This is a genomic window from Proteus sp. G2609, assembly GCF_963896135.1.
GTDB classification, from domain to species: Bacteria; Pseudomonadota; Gammaproteobacteria; order Enterobacterales; family Enterobacteriaceae; genus Proteus; species Proteus mirabilis.
This window is the reverse complement of record NZ_CAWQNB010000002.1, coordinates 14,960-39,377: the sequence shown is the minus strand read 5'-3', so window position 1 is coordinate 39,377 and position 24,418 is coordinate 14,960. Positions and strand designations below refer to the sequence as shown.

Annotated in this window: 14 protein-coding genes, 1 tRNA gene and 7 pseudogenes; 12 read left to right on the top strand and 10 right to left on the bottom strand. The window is 38.2% G+C overall.

Annotation, left to right across the window (positions count from 1 at the left end):
• Positions 1–51 precede the first annotated feature (51 nt).
• The 3 genes from AACV01_RS00225 (at position 52) to prfH (ending at position 2,842) form a co-directional block, all read left to right on the top strand.
• Entirely contained in the window at positions 52–828 is a 777-nt protein-coding gene (locus tag AACV01_RS00225) for a DeoR family transcriptional regulator (protein ID WP_004246149.1), read from the top strand.
• A 266-nt stretch (positions 829–1,094) separates the two neighbouring features.
• Entirely contained in the window at positions 1,095–2,231 is a 1,137-nt protein-coding gene (locus AACV01_RS00220; RefSeq protein WP_049217883.1) for an RNA ligase RtcB family protein, read from the top strand.
• Positions 2,231–2,842, top strand: a complete 612-nt coding sequence (gene prfH, locus AACV01_RS00215; RefSeq protein ID WP_049217882.1) for a peptide chain release factor H — start codon at positions 2,231–2,233, stop codon at positions 2,840–2,842. The genes AACV01_RS00220 and prfH overlap by 1 nt, the downstream gene beginning before the upstream one ends.
• A gap of 475 nt (positions 2,843–3,317) precedes the next feature.
• On the opposite strand, the gene AACV01_RS00210 is transcribed toward prfH, so the two are convergent.
• Positions 3,318–3,575: a helix-turn-helix domain-containing protein gene (locus tag AACV01_RS00210; RefSeq protein ID WP_012368780.1), complete on the bottom strand. Its 258-nt coding sequence runs from the start codon at positions 3,573–3,575 to the stop codon at positions 3,318–3,320.
• 832 nt (positions 3,576–4,407) lie between these two features.
• Here AACV01_RS00210 and AACV01_RS00205 point away from each other — a divergent pair.
• Positions 4,408–5,016: pseudogene (locus AACV01_RS00205) on the top strand (phosphorothioated DNA-binding restriction endonuclease); the annotation flags it as partial.
• 52 nt (positions 5,017–5,068) lie between these two features.
• Here AACV01_RS00205 and AACV01_RS00200 read toward each other — a convergent pair.
• Positions 5,069–5,161, bottom strand: a pseudogene (locus tag AACV01_RS00200) (hypothetical protein); the annotation flags it as partial.
• A gap of 59 nt (positions 5,162–5,220) precedes the next feature.
• Between AACV01_RS00200 and AACV01_RS00195 the strand changes: the two are divergent.
• Positions 5,221–5,487 (top strand): annotated as a pseudogene (locus AACV01_RS00195) (HNH endonuclease); the annotation flags it as partial.
• A gap of 490 nt (positions 5,488–5,977) precedes the next feature.
• Here AACV01_RS00195 and AACV01_RS00190 read toward each other — a convergent pair.
• Both AACV01_RS00190 and AACV01_RS00185 read right to left on the bottom strand, forming a co-directional pair.
• Positions 5,978–6,184 (bottom strand): annotated as a pseudogene (locus AACV01_RS00190) (integrase); the annotation flags it as partial.
• Between the two features lie 677 nt (positions 6,185–6,861).
• Positions 6,862–7,308 carry a hypothetical protein gene (locus AACV01_RS00185; protein ID WP_161682273.1) on the bottom strand — a complete coding sequence of 149 codons (447 nt, stop codon included), beginning with the start codon at positions 7,306–7,308 and terminating at the stop codon, positions 6,862–6,864.
• Between the two features lie 279 nt (positions 7,309–7,587).
• On the opposite strand from AACV01_RS00185, the gene AACV01_RS00180 reads away from it, so the two are divergent.
• Genes AACV01_RS00180 through AACV01_RS00170 form a run of 3 tightly spaced genes read left to right on the top strand, consistent with a single transcriptional unit; the run spans position 7,588 to position 11,930 of the window.
• Positions 7,588–8,904 (top strand): ABC-three component system protein, encoded by a 1,317-nt coding sequence (locus tag AACV01_RS00180; protein ID WP_161682271.1) that lies wholly within the window; start codon positions 7,588–7,590, stop codon positions 8,902–8,904.
• Positions 8,888–9,592 carry an ABC-three component system middle component 1 gene (locus AACV01_RS00175; RefSeq protein WP_161682269.1) on the top strand — a complete coding sequence of 235 codons (705 nt, stop codon included), beginning with the start codon at positions 8,888–8,890 and terminating at the stop codon, positions 9,590–9,592. Before AACV01_RS00180 ends, AACV01_RS00175 begins: the two co-directional genes overlap by 17 nt.
• Positions 9,576–11,930 (top strand): AAA family ATPase, encoded by a 2,355-nt coding sequence (locus tag AACV01_RS00170; RefSeq protein WP_161682267.1) that lies wholly within the window; start codon positions 9,576–9,578, stop codon positions 11,928–11,930. Before AACV01_RS00175 ends, AACV01_RS00170 begins: the two co-directional genes overlap by 17 nt.
• A gap of 66 nt (positions 11,931–11,996) precedes the next feature.
• Here AACV01_RS00170 and AACV01_RS00165 read toward each other — a convergent pair.
• From AACV01_RS00165 to AACV01_RS00150, 4 genes and pseudogenes are all read right to left on the bottom strand, one after another.
• A pseudogene (locus AACV01_RS00165) lies at positions 11,997–12,833 on the bottom strand (DUF932 domain-containing protein).
• 126 nt (positions 12,834–12,959) lie between these two features.
• Positions 12,960–13,172, bottom strand: a pseudogene (locus AACV01_RS00160) (antirestriction protein); the annotation flags it as partial.
• A gap of 122 nt (positions 13,173–13,294) precedes the next feature.
• Positions 13,295–13,693, bottom strand: a pseudogene (locus tag AACV01_RS00155) (Arm DNA-binding domain-containing protein); the annotation flags it as partial.
• A 188-nt stretch (positions 13,694–13,881) separates the two neighbouring features.
• A tRNA-Leu gene (locus AACV01_RS00150) sits at positions 13,882–13,966 on the bottom strand.
• A gap of 1,471 nt (positions 13,967–15,437) precedes the next feature.
• On the opposite strand from AACV01_RS00150, the gene ampH reads away from it, so the two are divergent.
• Entirely contained in the window at positions 15,438–16,655 is a 1,218-nt protein-coding gene (gene ampH, locus AACV01_RS00145) for a D-alanyl-D-alanine-carboxypeptidase/endopeptidase AmpH (RefSeq protein WP_202611842.1), read from the top strand.
• Between the two features lie 88 nt (positions 16,656–16,743).
• Here ampH and lptG read toward each other — a convergent pair whose 3' ends face one another.
• Positions 16,744–17,823, bottom strand: a complete 1,080-nt coding sequence (gene lptG, locus AACV01_RS00140) for an LPS export ABC transporter permease LptG (protein ID WP_004246180.1) — start codon at positions 17,821–17,823, stop codon at positions 16,744–16,746.
• Entirely contained in the window at positions 17,823–18,920 is a 1,098-nt protein-coding gene (gene lptF, locus AACV01_RS00135; RefSeq protein ID WP_004249580.1) for an LPS export ABC transporter permease LptF, read from the bottom strand. The genes lptG and lptF overlap by 1 nt, the downstream gene beginning before the upstream one ends.
• 286 nt (positions 18,921–19,206) lie before the next feature.
• Here lptF and pepA point away from each other — a divergent pair, with 286 nt between their 5' ends.
• The 3 genes from pepA (at position 19,207) to AACV01_RS00120 (ending at position 24,147) form a co-directional block, all read left to right on the top strand.
• Positions 19,207–20,715, top strand: coding sequence for a leucyl aminopeptidase (pepA, locus tag AACV01_RS00130; RefSeq protein WP_004246183.1), 1,509 nt, complete (start codon positions 19,207–19,209; stop codon positions 20,713–20,715).
• Positions 20,716–20,795: 80 nt separating this feature from the next.
• Positions 20,796–21,245 (top strand): DNA polymerase III subunit chi, encoded by a 450-nt coding sequence (locus AACV01_RS00125; RefSeq protein ID WP_004246185.1) that lies wholly within the window; start codon positions 20,796–20,798, stop codon positions 21,243–21,245.
• 13 nt (positions 21,246–21,258) lie between these two features.
• Positions 21,259–24,147, top strand: a complete 2,889-nt coding sequence (locus AACV01_RS00120; protein WP_060555014.1) for a valine--tRNA ligase — start codon at positions 21,259–21,261, stop codon at positions 24,145–24,147.
• Positions 24,148–24,418: the final 271 nt, after the last annotated feature.

Here is a 24,418-nt window from a genome sequence, read left to right as displayed (position 1 = left end):
CTAGCGTATCGTTATATGGGATACGCTATTCGATAATAGAAGGATCCTTAGGTGATAGAGACCAAACAGCATGAACGTTTGCGTCGCCTTAGCGAATGCATAAAACGCTCAGGCCGCATCCATCTCAAAGATGCCGCGAGGATCCTTGAAGTATCTGAAATGACCATTCGTCGTGATCTCAGTTCAGATGTTGAAAACCCCTATCCGATGTCACTGCTTGGTGGCTATATTGTCGCGTTGGCACAACCTCATAGCAACCTAATCACATCGACTAGTGATATTATCACTCCGGATCAAACCCAAGAATTACATATTCCTAATCTTGCTGCGGGCATGGTGTCTGAAGGTGATGTACTATTTTTTGATAATGGCCAACTTATTCCGACATTAATTGAGCTTATTCCTGAGAGTTTACACTTTACTGGTATTTGTTATTCGCACCGCGTTTTCCTGGCATTAAGCCGAAAGAAAAATGCGACCGTACTACTGTGTGGTGGCGAATATCGCCCTAAAAGCGACTCATTTTATAATCCCCTCCAGCCTTGTTACCTTGATAACATAAATCCGAAAAAAGCCTTTATTTCCGCAGAGGGTGTCCACCTCGATTTTGGTGTTTCTTGCTACAACATCGATGATCTTCATATGAAGAGAAAAGCGATGGATAAATCGATTCGCAAGATCTTACTCACCAAATACCATGCCTTCGATGAAACTGCCACAGGCAATATGGGCGATTTAGCGCAATTTGATGTCGTGATCACCGATAGAAAATTAACAGATGATTACGAAGCCTATTGCCGAAAAAGCTCAGTTAAAATTATTTATTAACCCAAAAGAAAAATCTCACTGTTCCCTAATTTACTTTTTTTGGTAAACAGAAAGAAAAATCACGCTACTTTTTTAATTGCTAAAGTAAAAAAAAGTGATTACTATTCGCCTGATTTATTATTTTCCATTTCACAGAACTGCAAGGAGGTATCCCATGACAACAACAAATATGAATACTCTTTGCGGACAATCTCAAAAGTAATCCTTTCTTTTTACTGTCCGCCAATCACGTTATTTTTTATCCTTTACAATATATGGATTGGAATATGGACAAGTGTGTTCATCATTTATCTGATCGCGTTTGTTATATCGCCTCAGATAAAACTTGGATTGAAAGTAAAGCAATCCAACAACTAGTAACAACCGCTCAACTTCCTGAAATGGCTTATGTCACTGGCATGCCAGACTTACATCCCGGTCGTGGTTATCCCATTGGAGCGGCTTTTTTTTCTGTTAACCGTTTTTACCCTGCTTTAGTCGGTAATGACATTGGCTGTGGTATGACACTGTTTCAAACAGAATTTAACCATAGCAAACTCAATTTAGATAAAATAGAAAAAAAATTGAGCGAAATGAGTGATATCGCGCCCATCGAATGGTTGATAGATAATTTACCTGCAGATATGCAAAATCATCCATTTGCTCACTCATTAGGCTCTATTGGTGGTGGAAATCACTTTGCTGAATTCCAACAAATTGACCAAGTTATTAATCAAGCATTGTTTACAAACAGTGGTATTAATAAAAAACAATTATTGCTATTGGTGCATAGTGGTTCACGTGGTTTAGGGCAATCTATTTTACGTGCTCACACAGAGCAATTTGGCCATCAAGGATTGGTCGCGAATACAGACGCTGCCAATGACTACTTACAAGCCCATGACCATGCTCTTAATTATGCTAAGCTCAATCGCCACTTGATTGGCCATAGAATGATGGAACAAATTCATACACAAGGAACGGTTATTACTGATGTTAACCATAATCTGGTAGAGCCTTGCGAATTATATAATCAACAGGGATGGTTACATCGCAAAGGGGCGACTCCCGCTCATCACGATATTGTGGTTATTCCTGGTTCACGTGGTGATCACAGTTATCTCGTTAAACCTATTATCTCTGAATTAAGCCTTCATTCTCTACCACATGGTGCGGGTAGAAAGTGGATGCGAACTGAGTGTAAAGGCCGTTTATCACATCGATTTACGCCATTACAGCTCTCACGCACAGCACTAGGTAGCCGTATTATTTGTGCTAATAAACAATTAATTTATGAGGAAGCGCCTCAATCGTATAAATCAATTGAAACTGTTATAGAAAGTATGAGGAGTCTTGGTTTAATTGAGGTTATCGCCCGCTTAAAACCGGTTATTACTTATAAAACCAGTGGGGAGATAGCATAATGTTATTACAATTTTCTTCAGCACAAGGCCCCGAAGAATGCTGTATAGCGGTAGAAAAAACATTGAATTATTTTCTAACCGTCACAGAGCAACGGCAAGTTGATGTGATAATTCTTGAGCAAGAGCCATCTCGTTATGGTTTAAAGTCAGTATTAGTATCGCTTAAAGGTGCAGAGGCTAAAGCTATCGCACAACAATGGTCAGGCACTGTGCAATGGCAATGTATAAGTACTTTAAGACCTAAACATAAACGCAAAAATTGGTTTATCGGTATCGCTTATTTTGACCCACCACAAGAAATCCAAGACACCGAAATTTTATTTGAAACCATGCGTGCCAATGGCCCCGGAGGACAACATGTTAATAAAACGAGTTCAGCTGTCAGAGCGACGCATATTGCAACAGGCATTAGCGTCAAGATCCAGTCTCAGCGAAGCCAACATGCTAATAAAAAATTAGCGAAACAGCTTATTGCTTGGCATCTAACTCATTATCTATCCCAACAGCAAGCTTCATTTAATAACCAGAGACACCTAGCTCATCACCGAGTGATCCGTGGTAATGCAACTCATTGTTTTTATGGACGTGAGTTTTTACCAATAACGAAATAACTCATATAAAACTAAAGCCACGTTATTAAATCGTGGCTTAACTGACTAATAAATCTAATAATTAAACCATCACTGTGATCCTAAATAATAAAATCGGTTATACATCTTAGTAGATAGCGAAAATAAAAACGCATCAGCGATGTTAAATGCTATCAGTATAAGATAGAGGGTTATTATTAATTCACTTTAGTGACGATTAGCCATCTATCACGACTTTTAATTACTATTTCATTTAACATTAGACCTGATTTTATACTATAAAAACAAAGCATTAACACTATAGAGTAGTAATAGAAAACATTTTAAAACGATCAAATATGCATCATCAATTATTGATTTATGACGTTCAATAAAGATATATACTTATATTTTAATATCAAAGATGCCTAAAAGTAATTTCTTATCATTACTATATTACTCAATAAACTACTACTATATGAGTATTTTTTAACAAAGCGCTATTGTGATAATATTATTAGTGATAATAATTATTTAATTGGCTATCCCTATTTTGCTGACTAACAGTTGATTTTAGTAATAAACTTTGTGGTGACACTTTCAAAATAATCGCAATACATATTAATTCATCAACGGTTATCTTAGTATAACCATTTTCTAATTTTAGATAATATTGCTCTGTCATCCCTAACTGTAATGCAATTTTCGAACTTGATATATTTAATTCTTTTCTTCTATTTTGTATTCTTTTCCCTACCACTGTATTGATCATCATATACGCCCCTCAATGACAGGTAACCTTAATGATGATTCTAGTACAAATTGATAAAAACGATCAATAAAAAGATTACGATAGCCAACAGCTATCAAAAAACAAGCATTGATCGGTAGTAACAATACTTAGATAGATATACCTATAAATGCGTTTTTTAAGTATTAAATTTTAATAATTTACCTTAATAAGGATTATTATCTAAACAAAAGCCTAATTTACAGTTAATATAATGTTAAAAAATTAATACTTGTATGTATAAATAAAAATATATTTTAAATTTAAAGATAAAAATAATCTCCACCAATAACTATATTTATAAAAATATATCAAATATGATATTACTTATAATATTACCATAGCATAAAAATGCTTTCTTATAAGCATTTCAAAGAATAGAATAATTAGCTATTTTTACTTATAGATATTTTGAGTCTATGATTTGCTTTTTTTTAAATACGACTAAAAATAGTACAAAATGTAAGAATGGTTGTTATTCTATAATAAAACAGATTTACCTATTAGAATCTTTAAAATAAAGATAAAACCATTTTTAATAGTAAAATAAAAAAATGAGCGATTAGAGGAAGCTTTACCATTTTATTTTTATATTGTATTTAATAGAGTGAGGAAGATGTTTGAGACATTAAAATCACTATTGTTACGTTAAGTATCAAGATGTTGCAAAGAAATTAAAAAACAATGTTATTATAACAGATATGAATAATTAAACATATTTCTGTACTTCTTCTATAAAATAAGATTTTATGTAACTATATTAATAAACTTTCGCATTCGCTATCATTCAGCCATTCACTTATTATCTAAAATACCCATGTATACTCAAAAAATCCTACAACAGAAAATATCTAATATCACGATCTGGCGTAAAGGTGATAACAGAGCGCCCCATAAACCACTGTTACTCTTATTAGCGCTTTCCGAGTACCGCAAAGGCCATCCACGACTATTTAATTATGGTAATGAAATTCATCAACAGTTATTAGAATTATTGATGAATTTTGGCCCATCTCGCCGTGAGCATTATCCAAATCTGCCTTTCTGGCGATTAGTTCGCGATGGTTTTTGGGAGTTGCAACTACCAAAAGAGAGCGATCTATCAAAAGATAATAAACAACCATCGAAAAATAAATTAATTCAGCAAAATGTGTTAGGTGGATTTGACCAAGAAAGCTATCAGCTTCTTATAAAAAAGCCAAGTTTAATCAATAAGCTAGCACAACAGATTTTAAGTGAACACTTCCCTGATAATGTACAAGAAGTTATTGCTAACCGTCTTGATTTTCCCCTACAAGAAATTCGCCAAAACCGAGATCCCACTTTTAGAAAAAATATCTTACGTGCTTACAATTATCAGTGTGCTATATGCGGTTATAATCTACGTTATGATAGCGCCGTGGTTGGCCTAGAAGCCGCTCATTTGACATCCTCCACGCCCTAAAGGACGTGGATCCCTACTGCGTTCAGACTGATGTCTAAATCACCTCGGCGGGTTCCTGCTTCGACGGGCGGTCTGACTGCACCCTCCCTCCACTGGCAAGCACGGCATGTCCTGCCGCTAAAATGTTAGTTAAAAAACCGCGCCTTATATCCCCGACCTGAAGGACGGGGTTTTACGGTGCTTTGGATAAAATGGAAGCAATTCGGCGGCCCATGTACTATCAATAATGGGTTGGCATTGTGTGCATTACACCACTCTGCCTTTGATATGGGCGCAATCAGTATTGATGATAATATGAAATTATTAGTTTCTAACGGTATGAATGGTAATCAAATGGTAGAGCAATTATTTTGGCAATTTTCAAATAAGGTAATTGGCCTACCTAAAAACACAAAAGAACATCCGAAGGATACATTTATCCATTGGCATCGTGAGCAAGTGTTTAAGCTATAAAATTAGCGGGTTGATGTTAAGTGTTTACCAATATCACTCAATATTTATAAGTCTCTTATCAAGAAAGAGACTGTATCTTGGCTCGGTTATTACAATACAAACAGTGATATATAAAATCTAATGACCATATCAACCTTTTTTGCAAAAGACTCTTTTATTGCATGGTGTTAGAGGCTGACTTCTACAAATATTTTTAAGATTATTATTTTCTCTTCAAGCAATTTTAATGGTTAACCTCAATGAATTACATAGCGCCATAGTTTTATTTTCAATTTTAGTATATGCCATTGCTGATCCTATTTTGGTAGCAAATATCGTCAACTATCATACCTGAATCTGCGAGCTTTAAGATATTCACAATTTGAGTTTTAGCAAAACGAACTTTTTTCATTATGGTCTCTGAAATTTTGGGGCAAAATTTAATTATAGCTGTGTCATTTTTGGGGAGTGGGCAATGACGCATTTGCCTTTCTACTGTATCTTTCGACTACAAGCCTGACTCAATCAACGAACTACAGGCCATTGTTCTAAAACCATGTTCACAGACTTCTGTCTTAGTATCATAGCCCATTACACGTAATGCATTGTTTACCGTGTTTTCTCTCGGATTGTCATTATCGATAAAGACTAGCGAATGATTACCACAGAATTGATAGATCTGTTTTAAGATATCAATGGTTTGTCGGCTTAAAGGGACGTAGGTTTGACCTTAGTATACTTGGGAAGACTGAAAAATGGGGAAAAGCCTTGTAAACTTAAGATTTCAGATATAAAAAAGACGTCTGTTGACATCCATGGATGTTCTTATGGTGCGAAGGCCGGACTCGCAGAACAACGCTAACAACATGAAATTTAAATAATATATTTTTAGTATTTATTTTTATACCCGTAAATGTACTCATATAGAAAACATTGCATTGATAGATATAAAAATTAAGGCGGCACTTGGTTTATACTTTATCAGCCTAATATATGCCAATAAGTCAAAACCATGAAAACAATAAATGAGATCAGAAAAGAAGCACTAAAATTTCGAAAGCTACTTAATAACTGTGATAAATCAAATACGGAACTTGTAATAGATTGCTTTCCAATTATGAACTGTAAGCTTTCCTCGATGCTTGTAGCATACCATTTTAAAAAAATGGAGATTCGTTATAATCAACTACGTACCCTAAAATTATTTAATCGCTTTCAATATTCAAAGTAGCACTCATCAATAATATAAAATAGGTGATACCAAGGAGTATATTTGCTAAATAATAGTTTTAACACTAAATAGTATCATTTAGTTGAATGAATAGTAGCCATTCCATTAACACCCCTAGATTTTTTGAATGCAGAATAAGGATTGAATATACTTCTTATTATCTGCTAGGACGTTAACCTAAGTTGCAAAAAAAGCTTCATTAATTCTACATATTCAGAAGATCTCTGCTCAATCTCATTTTTATCAGCTTCTGACAACCCATGTAGATAACCATTCCTAAGTTGTCTGGCACTCTTGCTCCCTCTATTTCCAGTCCCCCCCTTATAAATTAAATCTAAAGACTCATATTTAAAATATAAGTTAAAATGTTCCAAAGCATTTCTTAAAGTACCTATATTTAATGCACTTTTATTATTTAAATTTTTATCTTTTTGATAAAAAGATTGCAATTTTGTAGCAAAAACTTCACAACGAAGATAAAAGTCAATAAATTCACCAACCTTTCCTTGGCATGAAAAACCAGGGGTTGCTTTAACTACACTCTCTAATCCTAAATTTCTTCGAGCAGATAATGCTGAGTTCTGTCGATGACTTCTTTCTCTATTAATCATAAATACCCATAGTTAGCTAAAACCTTCGAGAGTACATATCACATATCAAAAGTACCACTTTTTCGAATTATATCTTACTTCTTTAAGCATTTATGTGACTAAATTTACAATGATTAAAACGTAAATAAATTTTATATATAATCTTCTAGTTTTAGCGTTCTAACCTAAACTCAACACTTTGTAGTGTCATATTTATAAATAGGTTATATACTTAAAGTAAATAAATCTCTATATAGATAGAATCTTAGCTAATGTTTAATTATGTTTATAAGGGATCCCATGGCAGTAGCTCCTCAAGTTTTTCCACACACAGCTATTTCTACGTGGAGTGGATTTGTCTATCAGGGCAAGTTGGCGCTGTACCATTGTCTGAAGATGATGTCCTCAGACTATGAAGCGAATCGGGATTTGAAGCTGCAGTTGGAAAGTCAGGATGACTTCGCGATTTTTCGTCACCAGCAATGCCTGTCAATGCATCAGGTCAAAGCGTACAAGGATACGCATTTTTCTGCCTACAGTGATGGAATTACGACTCAACGGGATAATGCGAGGCAGCGGAGAGTGCCACTCGCTTATTTTCATGTTGCCCGCTCAGTAACAAATATCCCAGCAACATTTGATGCTGACTATACACCAGTGAGATTTTATGCTTATCCCATTCCGCCCGATGAAGCCGGTAATGTCACCCAATCATTTTGCCCGCTGAACCAAGTTGACATATTTATTCGAAATGAACTCTCCAACCTACTTATTAATATTGCAAGACAACCCTCCTGGAAAAATAATATTGTTGTCAATATTCAGAACACGCTGGAAGCAATGATAAATACGAAGGTCATTATGACCCATAGCAAGATACACGAGTCCACTCGTCATCAAACTGTAATCGCTGCCAGCGAGTTCATCGAGTTTTCAGAACTGTATCGCGTAATCGAAGCTGATGATTATGCCCCGTATGAGAATGAAGCATTCTTCCTTAGCCGTCTACAGATTGATATTGGTACGTACTACCAAGAATTTTGCGAACGCCAAGACGGCCTCTCTCAGGCAGCATGTCAAAAATTAGATGACTATCTGGCTACTATTACTACACTGAATGCTGAGGGAATGAAGACATTTCTACGAGCAACTATGCCGCATAAAAAGGGACGTTTTAAAACACTGTTTGAATTTAAAGACCAATCACTCGATCGCGATGCAATGCGACTTGGGATGTTTACGATTTTCTGGAAACTAGTTCAAGCTGCACGTAATGATAGTTCTGCCGTTACATTTTCGTGGTTGAATGAAGGAGTTTTTTATTATCCAACAGGTATTTACCATGCTACAGAACATCAGGATAGTATCTGTCGTGACATCATGGAACAGGCTATTAACGAAGATGTGGAGTGCTTATTTGAATCTGGTGCACTTATCACTAGCGCCATAGATAGACCTTCAATCTCAAATGTGATCGTAGGTATTGACTCGGCGGAGGGAGTTGATACTCCTGAACGCGAATTACTAAAGGAAAACCGCATAGGGAATTATAAGAAGATAGCTATGATTTCTTTAAACAATGTACCTGAGAGTTTGAAAGATGCAGAACTTGATTGAACAGCTATTTGAGTCAAGAGGCTTGACTCGTAATCTCTCCACAGACTTACCACTATACCAATATAATTGTACTAAAAAGACAAATTATTGGCTAATAATCCATGATGAACCAACAATCACCCCTGAAAGTCAAGCTGAGTGGTTACATAAATGCAAAAATGCTACTGTCGATCCTGCTATTGAAAAAAATATTAACTTATTGATTGTATGGAACACTAGCAGCAGCAAAGTGCTCGCCAGTAAGCAAGCTCACCATATAGAAGAAGATTACTACTTCTTTAAAAAGCATGTACTTCCTTACACGACCAAAGAATTCGAAGCACTACGTGAGCAGATTGATCTTCAGGGCTTTACAACCATTTTTCAAGAATCAATTACTGCCACAGATACCTTTACTGAGTATAAAATGCGCTACCTAGAAGGAGGCTGGCAAAGTCTATTATACAGAATTGCAATAAAGCTTCCCTTTATCTCCATTAATAGCTCGGGTACTTCCGATCTAACCAGCCTCGAACGCAATATTCGAGAAAAGATCCTGCGGACAACTAATCCTAATATACTGGTTGCAACAGATTCGGCTATTGACTCTCTAGCAAATCAGATCTCCTCGCCGAATATGCTGCCAGAAGATTTATTAACTTTAATGGATGAAAAATTATCTGAGGCCGGCTATGAAAGTGATTATTAAACGCCTAGAAGTACGTAACTTCAAAGTTTTTGAAAGGCTTGAGTTAACGCTTGAAAGTGACCATCTCATCGTTCTTGATGGCCCTAACGGTTTCGGTAAGTCATCTTTTTTTGATGCCATAGAGCTCTTGCTAACAGGAAAAATCCGTCGCTATATCGAGCTTGAAGAACTAACTGTAGATCGACGCCGCCTGAAAACAGGCTGTCCTTGGTTATTTAAACAAGCTAACGACAATGACTGGCTTTCAATCCGTGCAGAGATTGTAGTAGATGGTCAGAGTCATTTTCTTGAGAGAGCAGCCAGTAAAGCCGCACTAGACGAACATAAAGGTATCGCTGATCTGAGTTTATCCCTTTATAGACTAGTAAGCTTCAATGCCGAACGGGGTGAAGCCATTGTACAGGAGGAAAGTTATCTTTCGGCCTTACTTGGTGAGCAATATAAGCGTGATTTTGAATTATTTCATTATGTCGAGCAAGAAGAAAATACTCGGTTATTAAAACAAAAAGAAAAAGACAGGCAGGGTCAAATTGCACATCTTTTTGATATTGGAGAAATTCAGGACAAAATTGATAACATTGAACAAGCATCGGCCAAAATAGGAAATTTGTGTAATCAACAGAAAAAAAATGAGCTGAAACAACTTCTGAATAAATGGGAAACAGCTAAGCACCAGTTGTTACCTGCAGGTAGTTCTGTCACATATGAAAGAATTATTGAAGTTACGGATCAACCATGGGACCGTGATATAGTAGCGTTTGATGTCCAACAATTTGAACAGTGGCTATCAGTAGATGGAGAATTATTTCGAGTAGGACGATTTGTAAGTAATTTCGAACATTACAAAAACCAACTCTATAATAATGACTTGGTGAATAAACTCCTACCGAAAAAGGAACTACAACAGCGTCTTTTAATGTTTTATCGTCCTCTTGCACACATAGAAAAGTGGGTAGCAGAGGTCGCTTGCTTTGATGCCGCACTAGCAATAAGTAATGCCTTCAAAGATATAATAAAGGCCATTAGTGAGGATCGCCTATCGATTACAGCTCCATTGGCGCTGCTCCTTCCACCCAATATCACGGCAGAGGAGTTTCAGCAACAGGTCGTAGGACTTAAACAGCTGTTAACCACCACAGATAAAGTTCAGGAATGCCATGCAAAACTGATACAGACACGTGAACAATTATTAAATGCATTCAAGGAGCATCAATCGCATTGCGATCCTACAAATATTTGTCCGACATGCGGGCATTCTTGGCCGACTGTAGCAACACTTATTGAAGGAATTGAAAGCCAGAGCAAATTACTTGAAGCTTTAGCTGCTCAACAAAATAATCAATTCACACAAGCGCTAGCAAGCTTCCGATACAACTGGCAGGAGCCCATCGAACTTGCTCTGCAGTTCTATCTGGAGCAAAATAAAGAGATCATTGAGCGTAAGCGTCAACTCGCAAGCTTCACTGAAGTACAAATCCATTGGCTGAAAAATTATTATCAACAACTTCAGACCGCAGGTATCAGTATTCAGGATCTTCTATCTGAAAATTTCGAGCTTGTAACACAGCAGGCAACAGACGAACTAGAACGTCAGGTTCGGAAAAAATTTAAACCCTTAGACGATAGCTGCATTTTTGATGACTACGAGAGGATTTATCGTGAAATCTTTAAAAACGATCCACAAGCTGTTAAACAAGTTACCCCGCAACGACTTGAATCAAAAAAAATCTATCTGGGACAACAGCATGCAATTGCATCTTCTAAATTTATCTTAGAGCGTGAACAAGAGTACAAAAAAGCGGAGCTTCTATTTAAAAAATCTACTAAGCTTAAAGCACATCTACGTAAGCTAAAAGAAATCTATGAAAATGAGAAAAGATTATATCTTGAATCCATCGTTAAAGAAATTGAGATTCTTTTTCATATCTACTCTGGCCGACTTATGCAAAATTATCAGCAAGGGCTAGGTATTTTTATAGAAAATGACGGTAATTCAATTGCTTTCAATGAAACACCAGGTCATGTTCATGATGCGGTATTTTCCATGAGTTCAGGACAGCTTTCAGCACTAGTGCTATCATTTACGCTCGCGCTGAACCAACGGTACGCAAAACACTCTCTATTACTTGTAGACGATCCTGTCCAAACGCTAGATGAAATTAATGTAGCAGGATTTATAGAGTTACTGCGTACTGAATTCCAAGATCGCCAGATCATTATGTCAACGCATGAAGATCGTATGTCAGCATATTTCCGTTATAAATACAAAAAATTCGGTATGTATGCCAGTCGGATCAACTTTATGGAACAATCTCGTTTTCCCTTTGATACCCAATAAATAAAATTGTTATAAAATAGATAGTAGTACATTGTTTTGTGAAAACAATGTACTACTATTCTATTGCTATATTATTTCTCTACCAGAGAAACACTCATACATCTTTTCTGTCATCACCCACAGTGCCTTATTAAATTTGATATCACCATCAATATCATTCACCGAACGAGTACGAACACGTTTGCCTTTTGCATTTCTCCCAGACAATCCCCCCTTGATTAAATTCTCCTGCAAACGTTGGTACACAGTCCACAGATCATCTTTCTTATCCTCCCAGCGACGCGGTTGTAGTACTTGTTCCTCGGTAATAGGTTGGTGCTCTTCACCAAAGTGATAAGTTAAAGCTGCTTGTGCCAGGGCTTGTTGTGCTGGTGGCGGTAACAATAGTGACAGCATCTGTTCGCGCTTTTCTGCCACCGAATCAAAGGTTTCCAATACCTCATAGGCTCCTTCAATTACTTTTTCTACAACATCACCTTTGTGGGGTACACACACTTCGCCGAAGGTATCACCGCACACTAACCCATTTTGACACACCGCTCTAAATAAGCTCGGTAACATTTGATAACTGCTTGAGCCATCATGACTGTTAAGTAAAATAATTTCAGGCACTTGACTACCTGTAATTTAGTCATGGCGCCTAAGGCGTAGCATGTGTTTGGTGTGCATCTTTCTACTGCTGTCTCTTACTCGTGTTTGACAAGCAAAGAACGGATAGAATCCTTCTTTTTGTAAACTATCCAGTAAGGTAATAGTGGGAATATAGGTATAACAGTCACTTCTCGACTCATGTTTTTCTTCAGAGAAAACACTGGGTACAGTACAAAATAATTCTTCAATCGTTAATGGGCGGTCACGACGAATACTGTTGGCACGCCCAAAGCGTGAGGCTAATCGCCTCATCATCAATTCCTTAAATAATTTATTAGTTAGATAAATACGTTAAATACAGTGAAATAATGTTGATAGAGATAAGAAAAACGAGGTGAATATAGGGGTGAGAGGAAAGTGTAAAATACTTAGAATAGATTAATCAAACAGGTAGAAGATGGCCTCTGCTTCAGGGTGCTGTGAAGCAAAATCCTGTAGTTGATAAAAACGTTCGCACATCACCTCTCTTTCTGTTTTAAATGACCACACACTAGAAACCAATAAACACACGACAATACCCATCACTTGAGGAGAAACCTGCGCTTCATGCCTATTATGAGAGTTGATTAAAAGTATGTGCTCTTCCGATAAATCAGGGTAAAGGTAAGCCCCTTGATTTGATAAAGTACAAAACGACCAAAAACCCCGTGATAGTCAGGACATAATTGGTCGAGGGTGTGAAAGATAACGGATTCTATTTTTAACCATTGTGGAATAGCCGCAAAGATATTGTCCTCAAGGCTTTTGAGGACTCGGTTACTATGACCCTCTGACCATTTCTTATTGGTCGCGTGCCAATCGCGAGCAACTTTCTCGAATGTATTAAATTCCTTTTGTTGCTCTTCTTTCACTTCTTTGCGTTTCTCGCTTGGATCAAATCCATTAGCAATTAACTTTCTGGCGGCATCTCTTTTCTCTCTGGCCTCTGCGAGTGAGATTTCAGGATAGATCCCCAGAGCTAACATTTTTTGCTTACCGCCAAAGCGATACTGTAAACGCCAATATTTTGAGCCGTTGGTATGTACCATCAAGTGCATACCATCACCATCGGTCAATTTATACGATTTATCCAAAGGCTTTGCAGCCCTGACTTTAGCATCAGTAAGAGCCATGATTTATCTCCTTCTGTTGGTACAAACTATTATCGAATCGAGAGATACCAACACATATACCAACAGCAGGTACTTGATGTGGGTTGACCTTAGTATACTTGGGAAGACTAAAAAGTGGGGAAAAGCCTTGTAAAACTGGGATTTTAGATACAAAAAAAGACGTCGGTTGACGTCTCTTGATGTTCTTATGGTGCCGAAGGCCGGACTCGAACCGGCACACCCGAAGGCGGTTGATTTTGAATCAACTGCGTCTACCAATTCCGCCACTCCGGCACTGAAGTGTGTTTGGAAAACAGGCTCATTATACTTGCGTGAGGAACCCTCGCAACAATTATTGTTGGTTTTCAGTTTGATTGGCGAAAAAAAGTGCATTTATCTTATCGTTCTTCTATGAATGGGGCAAACTTGTAACATTCATCTATCGATAAGCAACATTGAATTTAACAAGTCTCAATCCCTAAGTCTCTTAGCACACTGACTTCATTTATTTGTGCATAATGGATTATCTTCTGTTGTCATCGTTATAGCTGAGCAGTAGATAAAATCGATATATTAAATTATATATAACGAGATATAAAAAAAGGATCAAAACTGGGTTAGTGTTTTGATCCGACGGTACTGCAATTTAAGGGCTTAATTTTATTTTTATGACTATCGTTATTTTTTTAATGTCACTGCCCTTTTCTTCCCTGGTGTAAGGAAGAATTTTTATTTTAAATAGAGTGTTATATTTAATATATATTGTTATTTAAAATAGATAGCCTCTAACTATTTCTTTACTATATAGTTAATAAATAGCTTTATTTGCCTATCTATTGATTTACTTACTGTTATTTAAACTATTTTTATTTTTTAAGATAATAATACTTAGTTAAATAAAAGTCTTATCTTTAAATAAAAAGCCCTCTATTAAAATAGATTTATTTATACTGATGATTAATTCATTATTATTTTATTACGGCGACGTTTTACTCTCTTTTTATTTATACGCTTTCCTTTCATCTTGTTATGTTTTATTTCTCTTTGACCATTTTCCCTTGTTAATTTTGTTAATATGTCTTTACTCGCATTTAGTGTTTAGCTGTCGATTTGATGAGATTATATTAAGTTTTATTTGTATGTTTCACAACAATTAAAGTATTACAAAGTATAACACGTAGAGTGAGTATCTTTACAAAAACCTTGAAAATGGATAATTTAAATATATATCTAGAATATAAAACCAGAAATTAATCAATTTAAAGCATATAAATTCATTAATTAACATTTATTTGATAAACAACTGTTAACCGAATAATAAAGAAAAGCTAATAATAAAGTAAAAATAGGCAAAATTTAGGGGGGATTGTAACACCTTTGTAATACTTTCCTGTTTTTTTCACCCTTTTTATGTGCAAAAAACAACCAATAATAAGATTTTTATGATGTACTTCACAAAAAATCTCTTTGTAGAAGTCCTTCAGCCTATTTTACATCAACTTTTCATTAACCCACTATTGCTCTGATAGACATTCTTATTTCTGATAATATAATCAAAATTTGGTTTAAATCTGCTATAAAGGGGATGGTATGGGTATTGTTAGCTGGATCATGGCCGGTATTTTTATTGGGCTTGTTTTAGGTGCTGTACTAAAAATGATAAATAAAAACAAAAAGTAACGCGATAAAACAATCATCCATTTATGTTATGGCTGATTTATTTTGTTCTCTTTTCTTTCACCTTACTCGTTATGTTGATCATAAAATGAAAAAACATCTCCTAAAATATCTCCTCATTCCTGTTGCACTACTTACGCTCAATGCCTGTAGTCAACGAGCAACGGTAACGCCAACGTTACCCGCTAAGTTTAATCAACATAATGTGCCTGAATTGTCACAATGGCCAACCACCTTATCACCAAAGGCGAATAATAGTCGGGAGATTTTTGATAAGTATGCTCAGCAGATTTATCAAAAGAGTAACCCTCAAGGGATGGTGATTGTCATGATTAACAATACGCAATCTCTTAATCGTGCTTTTGGTACTACAAGCCCCGATAGCCGTCAAACCCCGTCAATGAACTCATTAATACGTATTGCTTCTATTACTAAATTAATGACGAGTGAAGTGATGTTAAAATTACAAGATGATGGCAAGTTGTTGGTTACTGATCCTCTGCAAAAATATAGTTATTATGGTGTCGATATTCCATTAGTGAACAATCAATCTCCTATTCGTCTTTATCATTTAGCTACCCATACCAGTGGTTTTCCTCGTGAACAACCCGGCGGAAAATGGGGTAGACCGGTTTTTATTTGGCCAACCCATGGCGATCGCTGGAACTGGCTAAAAAAAGCCTCTTTAACAACACCGGCGGGACAATCTGCCTCTTATTCTAATCTGGCTTATGATTTATTAGCAGATGCATTAGTGAAAGCCTCTGGTAAAAACTATCCTCAACTATTAAAACAGTATGTGACACAACCTGCGGGAATGCGTGATACCACGTTAACGCCAAGTAGCACACAATGTCAGCGATTATTAATTGGTTATAGACCCAGCCCTTGTTCTGAAACTATCGCCGCCGCCGGAAGTGGGGGTGTTTATTCTACGCCTGCAGATATGCAACGTTGGATGCAAGGCTTTTTAAACTCAAATAATACGATGAGAAAAGCGACGGCCAGTAAAGAGCAGTCTATTTATTTTCCGCGCCAACGACTATCTTCTATTGAAGGGATGGATGTTGCAGGGCGAGCGGATGGCATTGGCTTAGGATGGGTTTATATGGCGCCTGCCAATGGTGTGCCTGCTATTTACCAAAAAACCGGTGGTGGCGGTGGTTTTAATACCTATATGGCAACCATTCCTGAATTAAATATCGGTGTTTTTGTTGTCATCACCCGTAAAGCTAATGGCACCAAGTTTAGTGAAGTGACTCGAGGTACAAATGCCCTTGTGCGTTCTTTAGCACAAAGTTTTTAAACGAAATAATCAACTTACAGACAGATAAAAAAGCGCCTTGATTGTTGAAGGCGCTTTTTCTTTAAGCATTGTTAATCGTTAATACTACTTAGCGATTACGCCTCATTAATAACCATAAACTTAATACTAAAAAGAGCATACCAGGAACTAAGGCTGCCACTACGGCAGGAATGCCATATACCAAACTTAATCGGCCTGAAACTTCATTCACTATATAGAACAGAAAACCAAAGGCTATTCCTGTTACCACACGCAGCCCCATAGGTACAGTACGTAATGGGCCAAAAATAAATGACAGCGCCATTAGCATCATCACCGCAACAGAAATAGGCGCAAAGATTTTTTTCCAGAAGTTCAGCTCATAGTTGGCTGATTCTTGCCCACTCTGTTTGAGGTATTTTACATATTGATATAAGCCACTTATGGATAAGGCATCTGGATCTAATGCCACAACACTCAGTTTTTCAGGTGTTAGGCGAGTCTGCCACTCTAAAGATACCTGTTTTTTACCCGTGATTTTTTGTGGCGAAGTAAGATCAGATTGCTCAACTTGTTTTAGTAACCACACTTTTTTATCTGGATCATAAGTGGCACTGGATGCATAACGCACAGTTTCAAGTTTTCGATTATTATCGAAATTATACAGCGTAATGCCTTGCATCTCATTTTGGCTTTTAATACGGTTAATATAGATAAATTGATTACCATCTTTAGCCCACATTCCACGGTTAGTGGACACTAAAGAGTTACCCATGATCTTTTCTGCACGGTAATTACGTGCATATTGTTCACCTTGCGGTGCCCCCCACTCGCCAATTAATACCGTTAACAGTACTAATGGGATCGCGGTTTTCATCACGGAGCCGGCAATTTGCAAACGAGTAAAACCCGATGCCTGCATCACCACCAGCTCACTACGTGTCGCTAATGCCCCTAACCCTAATAAAGCCCCTAATAAGGCCGCCATCGGAAAGAAGATTTGCACATCTTTGAGGATATTTAAAACCGCATAAATCCCCGCATCTAAGGTCGTAAAATCACCTTGCCCTACTTTGCGCAGCTGATCGACGAATTTGATAATGCCAGACAGTGATACCAGTAAAAATAGCGTCATCAAAATCGATTGCAAAATCGTACGCCCGATATATTTATCTAATACACCAAACATCAGGCAACTCCTTTCTTAAAGCGAGCACGTAGTTTGCGCATTGGTAAGGTATCCCACGCATTCAATAACAGCGCTAAAGCAAAATAAATCCCATTCACTGTCCACATAGCAATAAGTGGGTCAACTTTTCCTTTTTCACCGCTTGAACGCAAGGAGCTTTGTAATAGGAAAAACACCAAATAAAGTAACATCGCCGGCAACATACTTAATACTCGCCCTTGACGTGGGTTGACTTCACTTAACGGCACAACCATTAACGCCATGATCACCACAGAGAAAATTAAGGTTAAACGCCAATGAAATTCAGCGATAGACTCAGGCTCTGTTGAATGCCACAACTCATTCATGGTTTTTTGTTCGACGCGATTACGGCTAATAGTAGACTCTCGATGGCCTATCACCGCTTGGTAATCGGTAAAATCAGTAATACGAAAATCGCGTAGTACCGCCGTACCTTCATACCGCGTACCCTCGCTAAGTACCACGACTTGGTTACCGTTTGGTAGCTCTTTGGTATACCCTTTATCCGCCACCACAACAGATGGGCGTTGGTTTTGTGTTGGACGCAATTGAGCCAAGAAAACATCTTGGAATTGGTTGCCCTTTACGCTACCGAGATAAAGCACCATATTACGGTCACTGGACATTTTAAATTGCCCTTCCATTAATGCCGCTAAGCTTGGATTGGCTTTTGCATCTTCCAGCACTTGCTCTTGATGTACAGACGACCATGGTATCAACCACACCACATTCCCTGCCGCCAAGACGCTAGTAAGTAATGACAACAATAGTGCTGCTTGCACTAATGCTTTTTTACCTATTCCACAGGCATTCATGACGGTTATCTCACTTTCAACATAAAGTTTGCTGTAAGTCATCAGAAGACCAAGAAAAAGGCTTAATGGTAGAATAAGCTGTGCCATCTCGGGGATCCCCAGCCACAGCAGAGAAACCACAAGGTTTGTAGGAATATTACCTTCTACAGCAGCCCCTAAAATTTCAACCAGCTTTTGGCTAAAGAAGATAAGCATCAAGATAAATAAGATGGCTATCTGACTTTTAAGGGTTTCCCGAGCTAAATATCGAATTATAATCACGCTAGTTATGCCTGTGAAAACTTGTCTTTTTGCAGGAAAATCGCTAACTTCGTTGTATATCTATCATTTGTGCATCTCAGTTAGACATTCTTGCAGCCCAAATGATATCAAAACATGCTATAAACAGGTTCCCAATCAGAACAAGCTTATAAGTTAGCTAAATTAGTTGTGTTCAATTAATGCATTTAGCTTAACATAAAAAGTAAACTTTCTATGGGGTAGATTAATGCGGATCACTATTCTAAACGATACTTTCCGTTTTTGTCTTTAATATTCAGGAGAACGCATGGAGTTTAATGTAAAAAGCGGCAGCCCAGAGAAACAACGCAGCGCTTGTATTATCGTGGGGGTGTTTGAGCCTCGTCGTTTATCTCCGATAGCGGAGCAACTTGATAAAATCAGCGATGGTTACATCAGCGCCTTATTACGCCGTGGTGAACTGGAAGGTAAAGTCGGCCAGTCATTGCTGCTGCACCATGTGCCAAATGTTCTCTCTGAGCGCGTTTTGCTGATTGGTTGTGGTAAAGAGCGTGAATTGGATGAACGTCAGTACAAACAAATTATTCAGAAAACAATTAACACGCTCAATGAAACAGGGTCAATGGAAGCAGTTTGTTTTCTGACTGAGCTACATGTTAAAGGCCGTAATAATTACTGGAAAGTACGTCAAGCGGTTGAGACTGCAAAAGACTGCCTCTATACCTTTGATCAACTGAAAAGTAATAAAACCGAATTACGTCGTCCATTACGTAAAATGGTCTTTAATGTCCCTACTCGACGTGAATTACCAAGTGGTGAACGTGCTATTGCCCACGGCTTAGCTATTGCATCAGGGATCAAAGCCTGTAAAGATTTAGCTAATATGCCACCTAATATCTGTAATGCGGCATACTTAGCCTCTCAAGCTCGCCAACTCGCTGACTCATCCGCGAATGTCTCTACCCGAGTCATTGGTGAAGAGCAGATGAAAGAGCTAAATATGAATGCCTATTTAGCGGTCGGTCAAGGTTCACAAAATGAATCTTTAATGTCGATTATTGAATATAAAGGTAATCAAGATCCTGAATCCCGTCCAATCGTACTGGTTGGTAAAGGGCTCACCTTTGATTCTGGTGGTATTTCAATTAAACCTGCTGATGGCATGGATGAAATGAAATACGACATGTGTGGTGCAGCAACAGTATATGGTGTGATGCGCGTCGTTGCTGAGTTACAACTACCTATTAATGTCATCGGTGTATTGGCTGGCTGTGAAAATATGCCGGGTGGTAAAGCCTATCGTCCTGGTGATATTCTTACTACTATGTCAGGCCAGACTGTTGAGGTATTAAATACGGATGCTGAAGGTCGCTTAGTGCTGTGTGATACATTAACCTACGTTGAGCGCTTTGAGCCTGAGTTAGTTATTGATATCGCCACATTAACAGGGGCTTGTATGGTGGCATTAGGTCATCATTATAGTGGATTAATGTCTAACCATAACCCATTAGCCCATGAATTAATGAATGCTTCAGAGCAAGCGGGCGATCGCGCATGGCGCTTACCTTTAGGCGAAGAGTTCTATGAGCAAATTGAATCTAATTTTGCCGATCTTGCCAATACGGGTGGACGTTTAGGGGGAGCCATTACTGCAGGTTGTTTCTTAGCGCGCTTTGCAAGCAAATATAACTGGGCACATTTAGATATCGCAGGTACGGCATGGCGCTCTGGTAAAGCGAAAGGTGCTACGGGTCGCCCAGTATCTTTACTGTCGCAGTTCTTATTAAACCGCGCAGGTTTGAATAGCGACGAGTAATACCGCATAATTATTAAGGTAAATAGAGCAGACTCATAGAAGGGTATTGCAATGCAATACCCTTCTATTATCGGGATATCATGAAAAACGCCACGTTTTATTTAATGGAACATCCATCAATACATCAAGATTTACAGGCCCATGAGTGGCTTGCTTGTCAACTTGCCGCAGAACATTGGCGTTTAGGCAAACGGGTTTTGCTCGTCTGTGATTCACAGCCACAAGCTGAATTGTTGGATGAAGCTCTATGGGCAAGAGAGCCACATCAATTTGTGCCTCATAACCTAGCAGGTGAAGGGCCTCGTTATGGTGCGCCTGTTGAATTATGTTGGCCGGGCAAACGGGGTAATGCCCCGCGTGATCTCCTAATTAATTTGCAGTCACAATTTGCAGACTTTGCCACAGCTTTCCATGAAGTGATAGACTTCGTACCTATCGATGAACAATTAAAACAGTTGGCGCGAGAACGATATAAAATTTATCGTAGCGTCGGCTTTACTTTGACAATGGCTACGCCGCCAACCTATTGAATACGTAAAGAATATGGAAAATAAATCCGCACCGAAAGAGCCATCGCTCGATACAACTTATAATCCGACAGAGATTGAACAACCTCTGTATCAACATTGGGAAAAAAATGGCTACTTTAAAGCCAATGGTGATACATCCAAAGAAAGCTTTTGTATTGTGATCCCACCACCTAATGTGACAGGTAGCCTGCACATGGGTCATGCTTTCCAACAAACCATCATGGACACCATGATCCGCTATCAACGTATGCAGGGTAAAAATACCTTGTGGCAAGCGGGTACTGACCATGCAGGTATCGCAACACAGATGGTTGTTGAGCGTAAGATTGCTGCTGAAGAAGGTAAAAACCGCCATGATTATGGCCGTGATGCTTTCATCGATAAAATTTGGGAGTGGAAAGCAGAATCCGGCGGTAATATCTCCAACCAAATGCGCCGTTTAGGCAACTCCGTAGATTGGGATCGCGAACGCTTTACCATGGATGAAGGTTTATCTAAAGCAGTAAAAGAAGCCTTCGTTCGTTTACACAAAGAAGATCTTATCTATCGTGGCAAACGTCTTGTTAACTGGGATCCTAAATTACACACAGCCATTTCCGATCTCGAAGTTGAAAACCGCGAAGTAAAAGGCTCAATGTGGCATCTGCGTTATCCATTAGCTGATGGCGTTAAAACGGCAGAGGGTAAAGATTATCTGATTGTTGCCACGACTCGTCCTGAAACACTGTTAGGTGATACTGGCGTTGCGGTTAACCCAGAAGATCCACGTTATAAAGATCTGATTGGTAAAGAGGTTATTCTACCTTTAATGAACCGTCGTATTCCTATTTTAGCGGATGAACACGCGGATATGGAAAAAGGCACCGGTTGTGTAAAAATCACCCCTGCCCATGACTTTAATGACTATGAAGTAGGTCGTCGCCATCAACTACCAATGATTAATATCATGGATTTTGATGGCAACATTCGTGTTAGCGCAGAAGTATTAGACACTAACGGTGTTGAATCTGATGTATATAGCACAGAGATCCCAGAAGCCTACCAAGGTATGGAACGTTTTGCAGCACGTAAAGCTATTGTTGCTGAATTTGAACGTTTAGGATTATTAGAAGAGATCAAACCTCACGATTTAACGGTACCTTACGGTGATCGTGGTGGTGTGGTTATTGAACCTTTATTAACTGACCAATGGTATGTCCGTGCAGCACCTTTAGCGAAACCTGCGGTAGAAGCGGTTAAAAATGGTGATATTCAATTTGTACCTAAACAGTACGAAAACATGTACTTCTCTTGGATGAATGATATTCAAGATTGGTGTATTTCTCGTCAACTGTGGTGGGGTCATCGTATCCCGGCTTGGTATGATAACGAAGGTAATGTTTATGTCGGTCGTGACGAAGAAGAAGTGCGTCGTGAAAATAACATTGCTGCCGATGTAGCATTACGCCAAGATGAAGACGTACTCGATACGTGGTTCTCTTCTGCACTGTGGACATTCTCAACCTTAGGCTGGCCAGAAAACACCGAAGCACTGAAAACATTCCATCCAACGAATGTATTAGTGAGCGGTTTCGATATTATCTTCTTCTGGATTGCCCGCATGATCATGATGACCATGCACTTTATTAAAGATGATGAAGGTAAACCACAGGTTCCATTTAAAACCGTTTATATGACAGGCCTTATCCGTGATGAAGAAGGTCAGAAAATGTCAAAATCTAAAGGTAACGTACTTGATCCTTTAGATATGATTGACGGTATCACATTAGATAAACTGTTAGAAAAACGCACTGGTAATATGATGCAGCCACAAATGGCTGAGCGTATTGCTAAACGCACCAAAAAAGAGTTCCCAGAAGGTATTGAAGCACATGGTACTGATGCTCTGCGCTTTACTTTAGCGGCGTTAGCTTCTACAGGGCGTGATATTAACTGGGATATGAAACGTCTGTCAGGTTACCGTAATTTCTGTAACAAATTATGGAATGCCAGTCGTTTTGTACTGATGAATACAGAAGATCAAGACTGTGGCTATCACGGTGGTGAGATGACATTCTCATTGGCTGATCGCTGGATCTTAGCTGAATTCAATAACACCATAAAAGCCTATCGTGAAGCGTTAGATAATTATCGCTTTGATATTGCTGCCGGTATTTTATACGAATTCACTTGGAACCAATTCTGTGACTGGTATCTTGAGTTATCAAAACCGGCGGTTCATAAAGGTAATGATGCTCAAAAACGTGCTGCTCGTCATACCTTGATTGAAGTATTAGAGGGTCTGTTACGTCTTGCTCATCCAATTATTCCATTTATTACAGAAACTATCTGGCAACGCGTTAAAGAGGTGAAAGGCATTGAAGGCGAAACCATCATGCTCCAAGCTTTCCCTGAATTTGATGCGTCATTAGTCGACGAGCAAGCACTTAACGATCTGGAATGGATCAAAGAGGTTATCGTCGCAGTTCGTAATATCCGTGCAGAAATGAATATTGCGCCAGGTAAACCACTGGATGTTATTTTACGTGGTGCGGATGAAACGGCTAAACGTCGCGTCAGTGATAACATTGGTTTCTTAAAAGCAATGGGTCGCTTAGCGGATATTCGCCCATTAGCGGAAGGTGAAGAAGCACCATTATCGGTAACTAAACTGGTGAGCGGTGCAGAGCTGTTGATCCCAATGGCCGGCTTTATTGATAAAGATGCAGAGCTTGCCCGTTTAGATAAAGAGCTTGAAAAAGTAGAGAAAGATATCACTACATTAGACAGCAAATTATCAAACGAAGGCTTTGTTAATCGCGCACCTGAGGCTGTTGTCGCCAAAGAGCGTGAGCGTTTAGCATCTTGTTTAAATGCTAAAGAGAAGCTGATTGCCCAAAAAGTCTCTATTGCTGCGTTATAAGTTATTGCACCATTAATACTAAAACCCGTATTGATTGCGGGTTTTAGTTTATTTTTAACATCTAATATCGTTACTACTTAAGATAATAGGTTTATCACTAAACCTAAAAATAAAACATTTTTTCACTATATTGTGACTCGTTTTGCAGTGAAATAGCGCTATATAATGCCTTTTCTCTATTATTCTCACTCTAATGAAATAGATATTTGAAATATATCTCTACCAACAAATACCCTAATCATATAAATAAACAGGCATAACAGTTTACAAT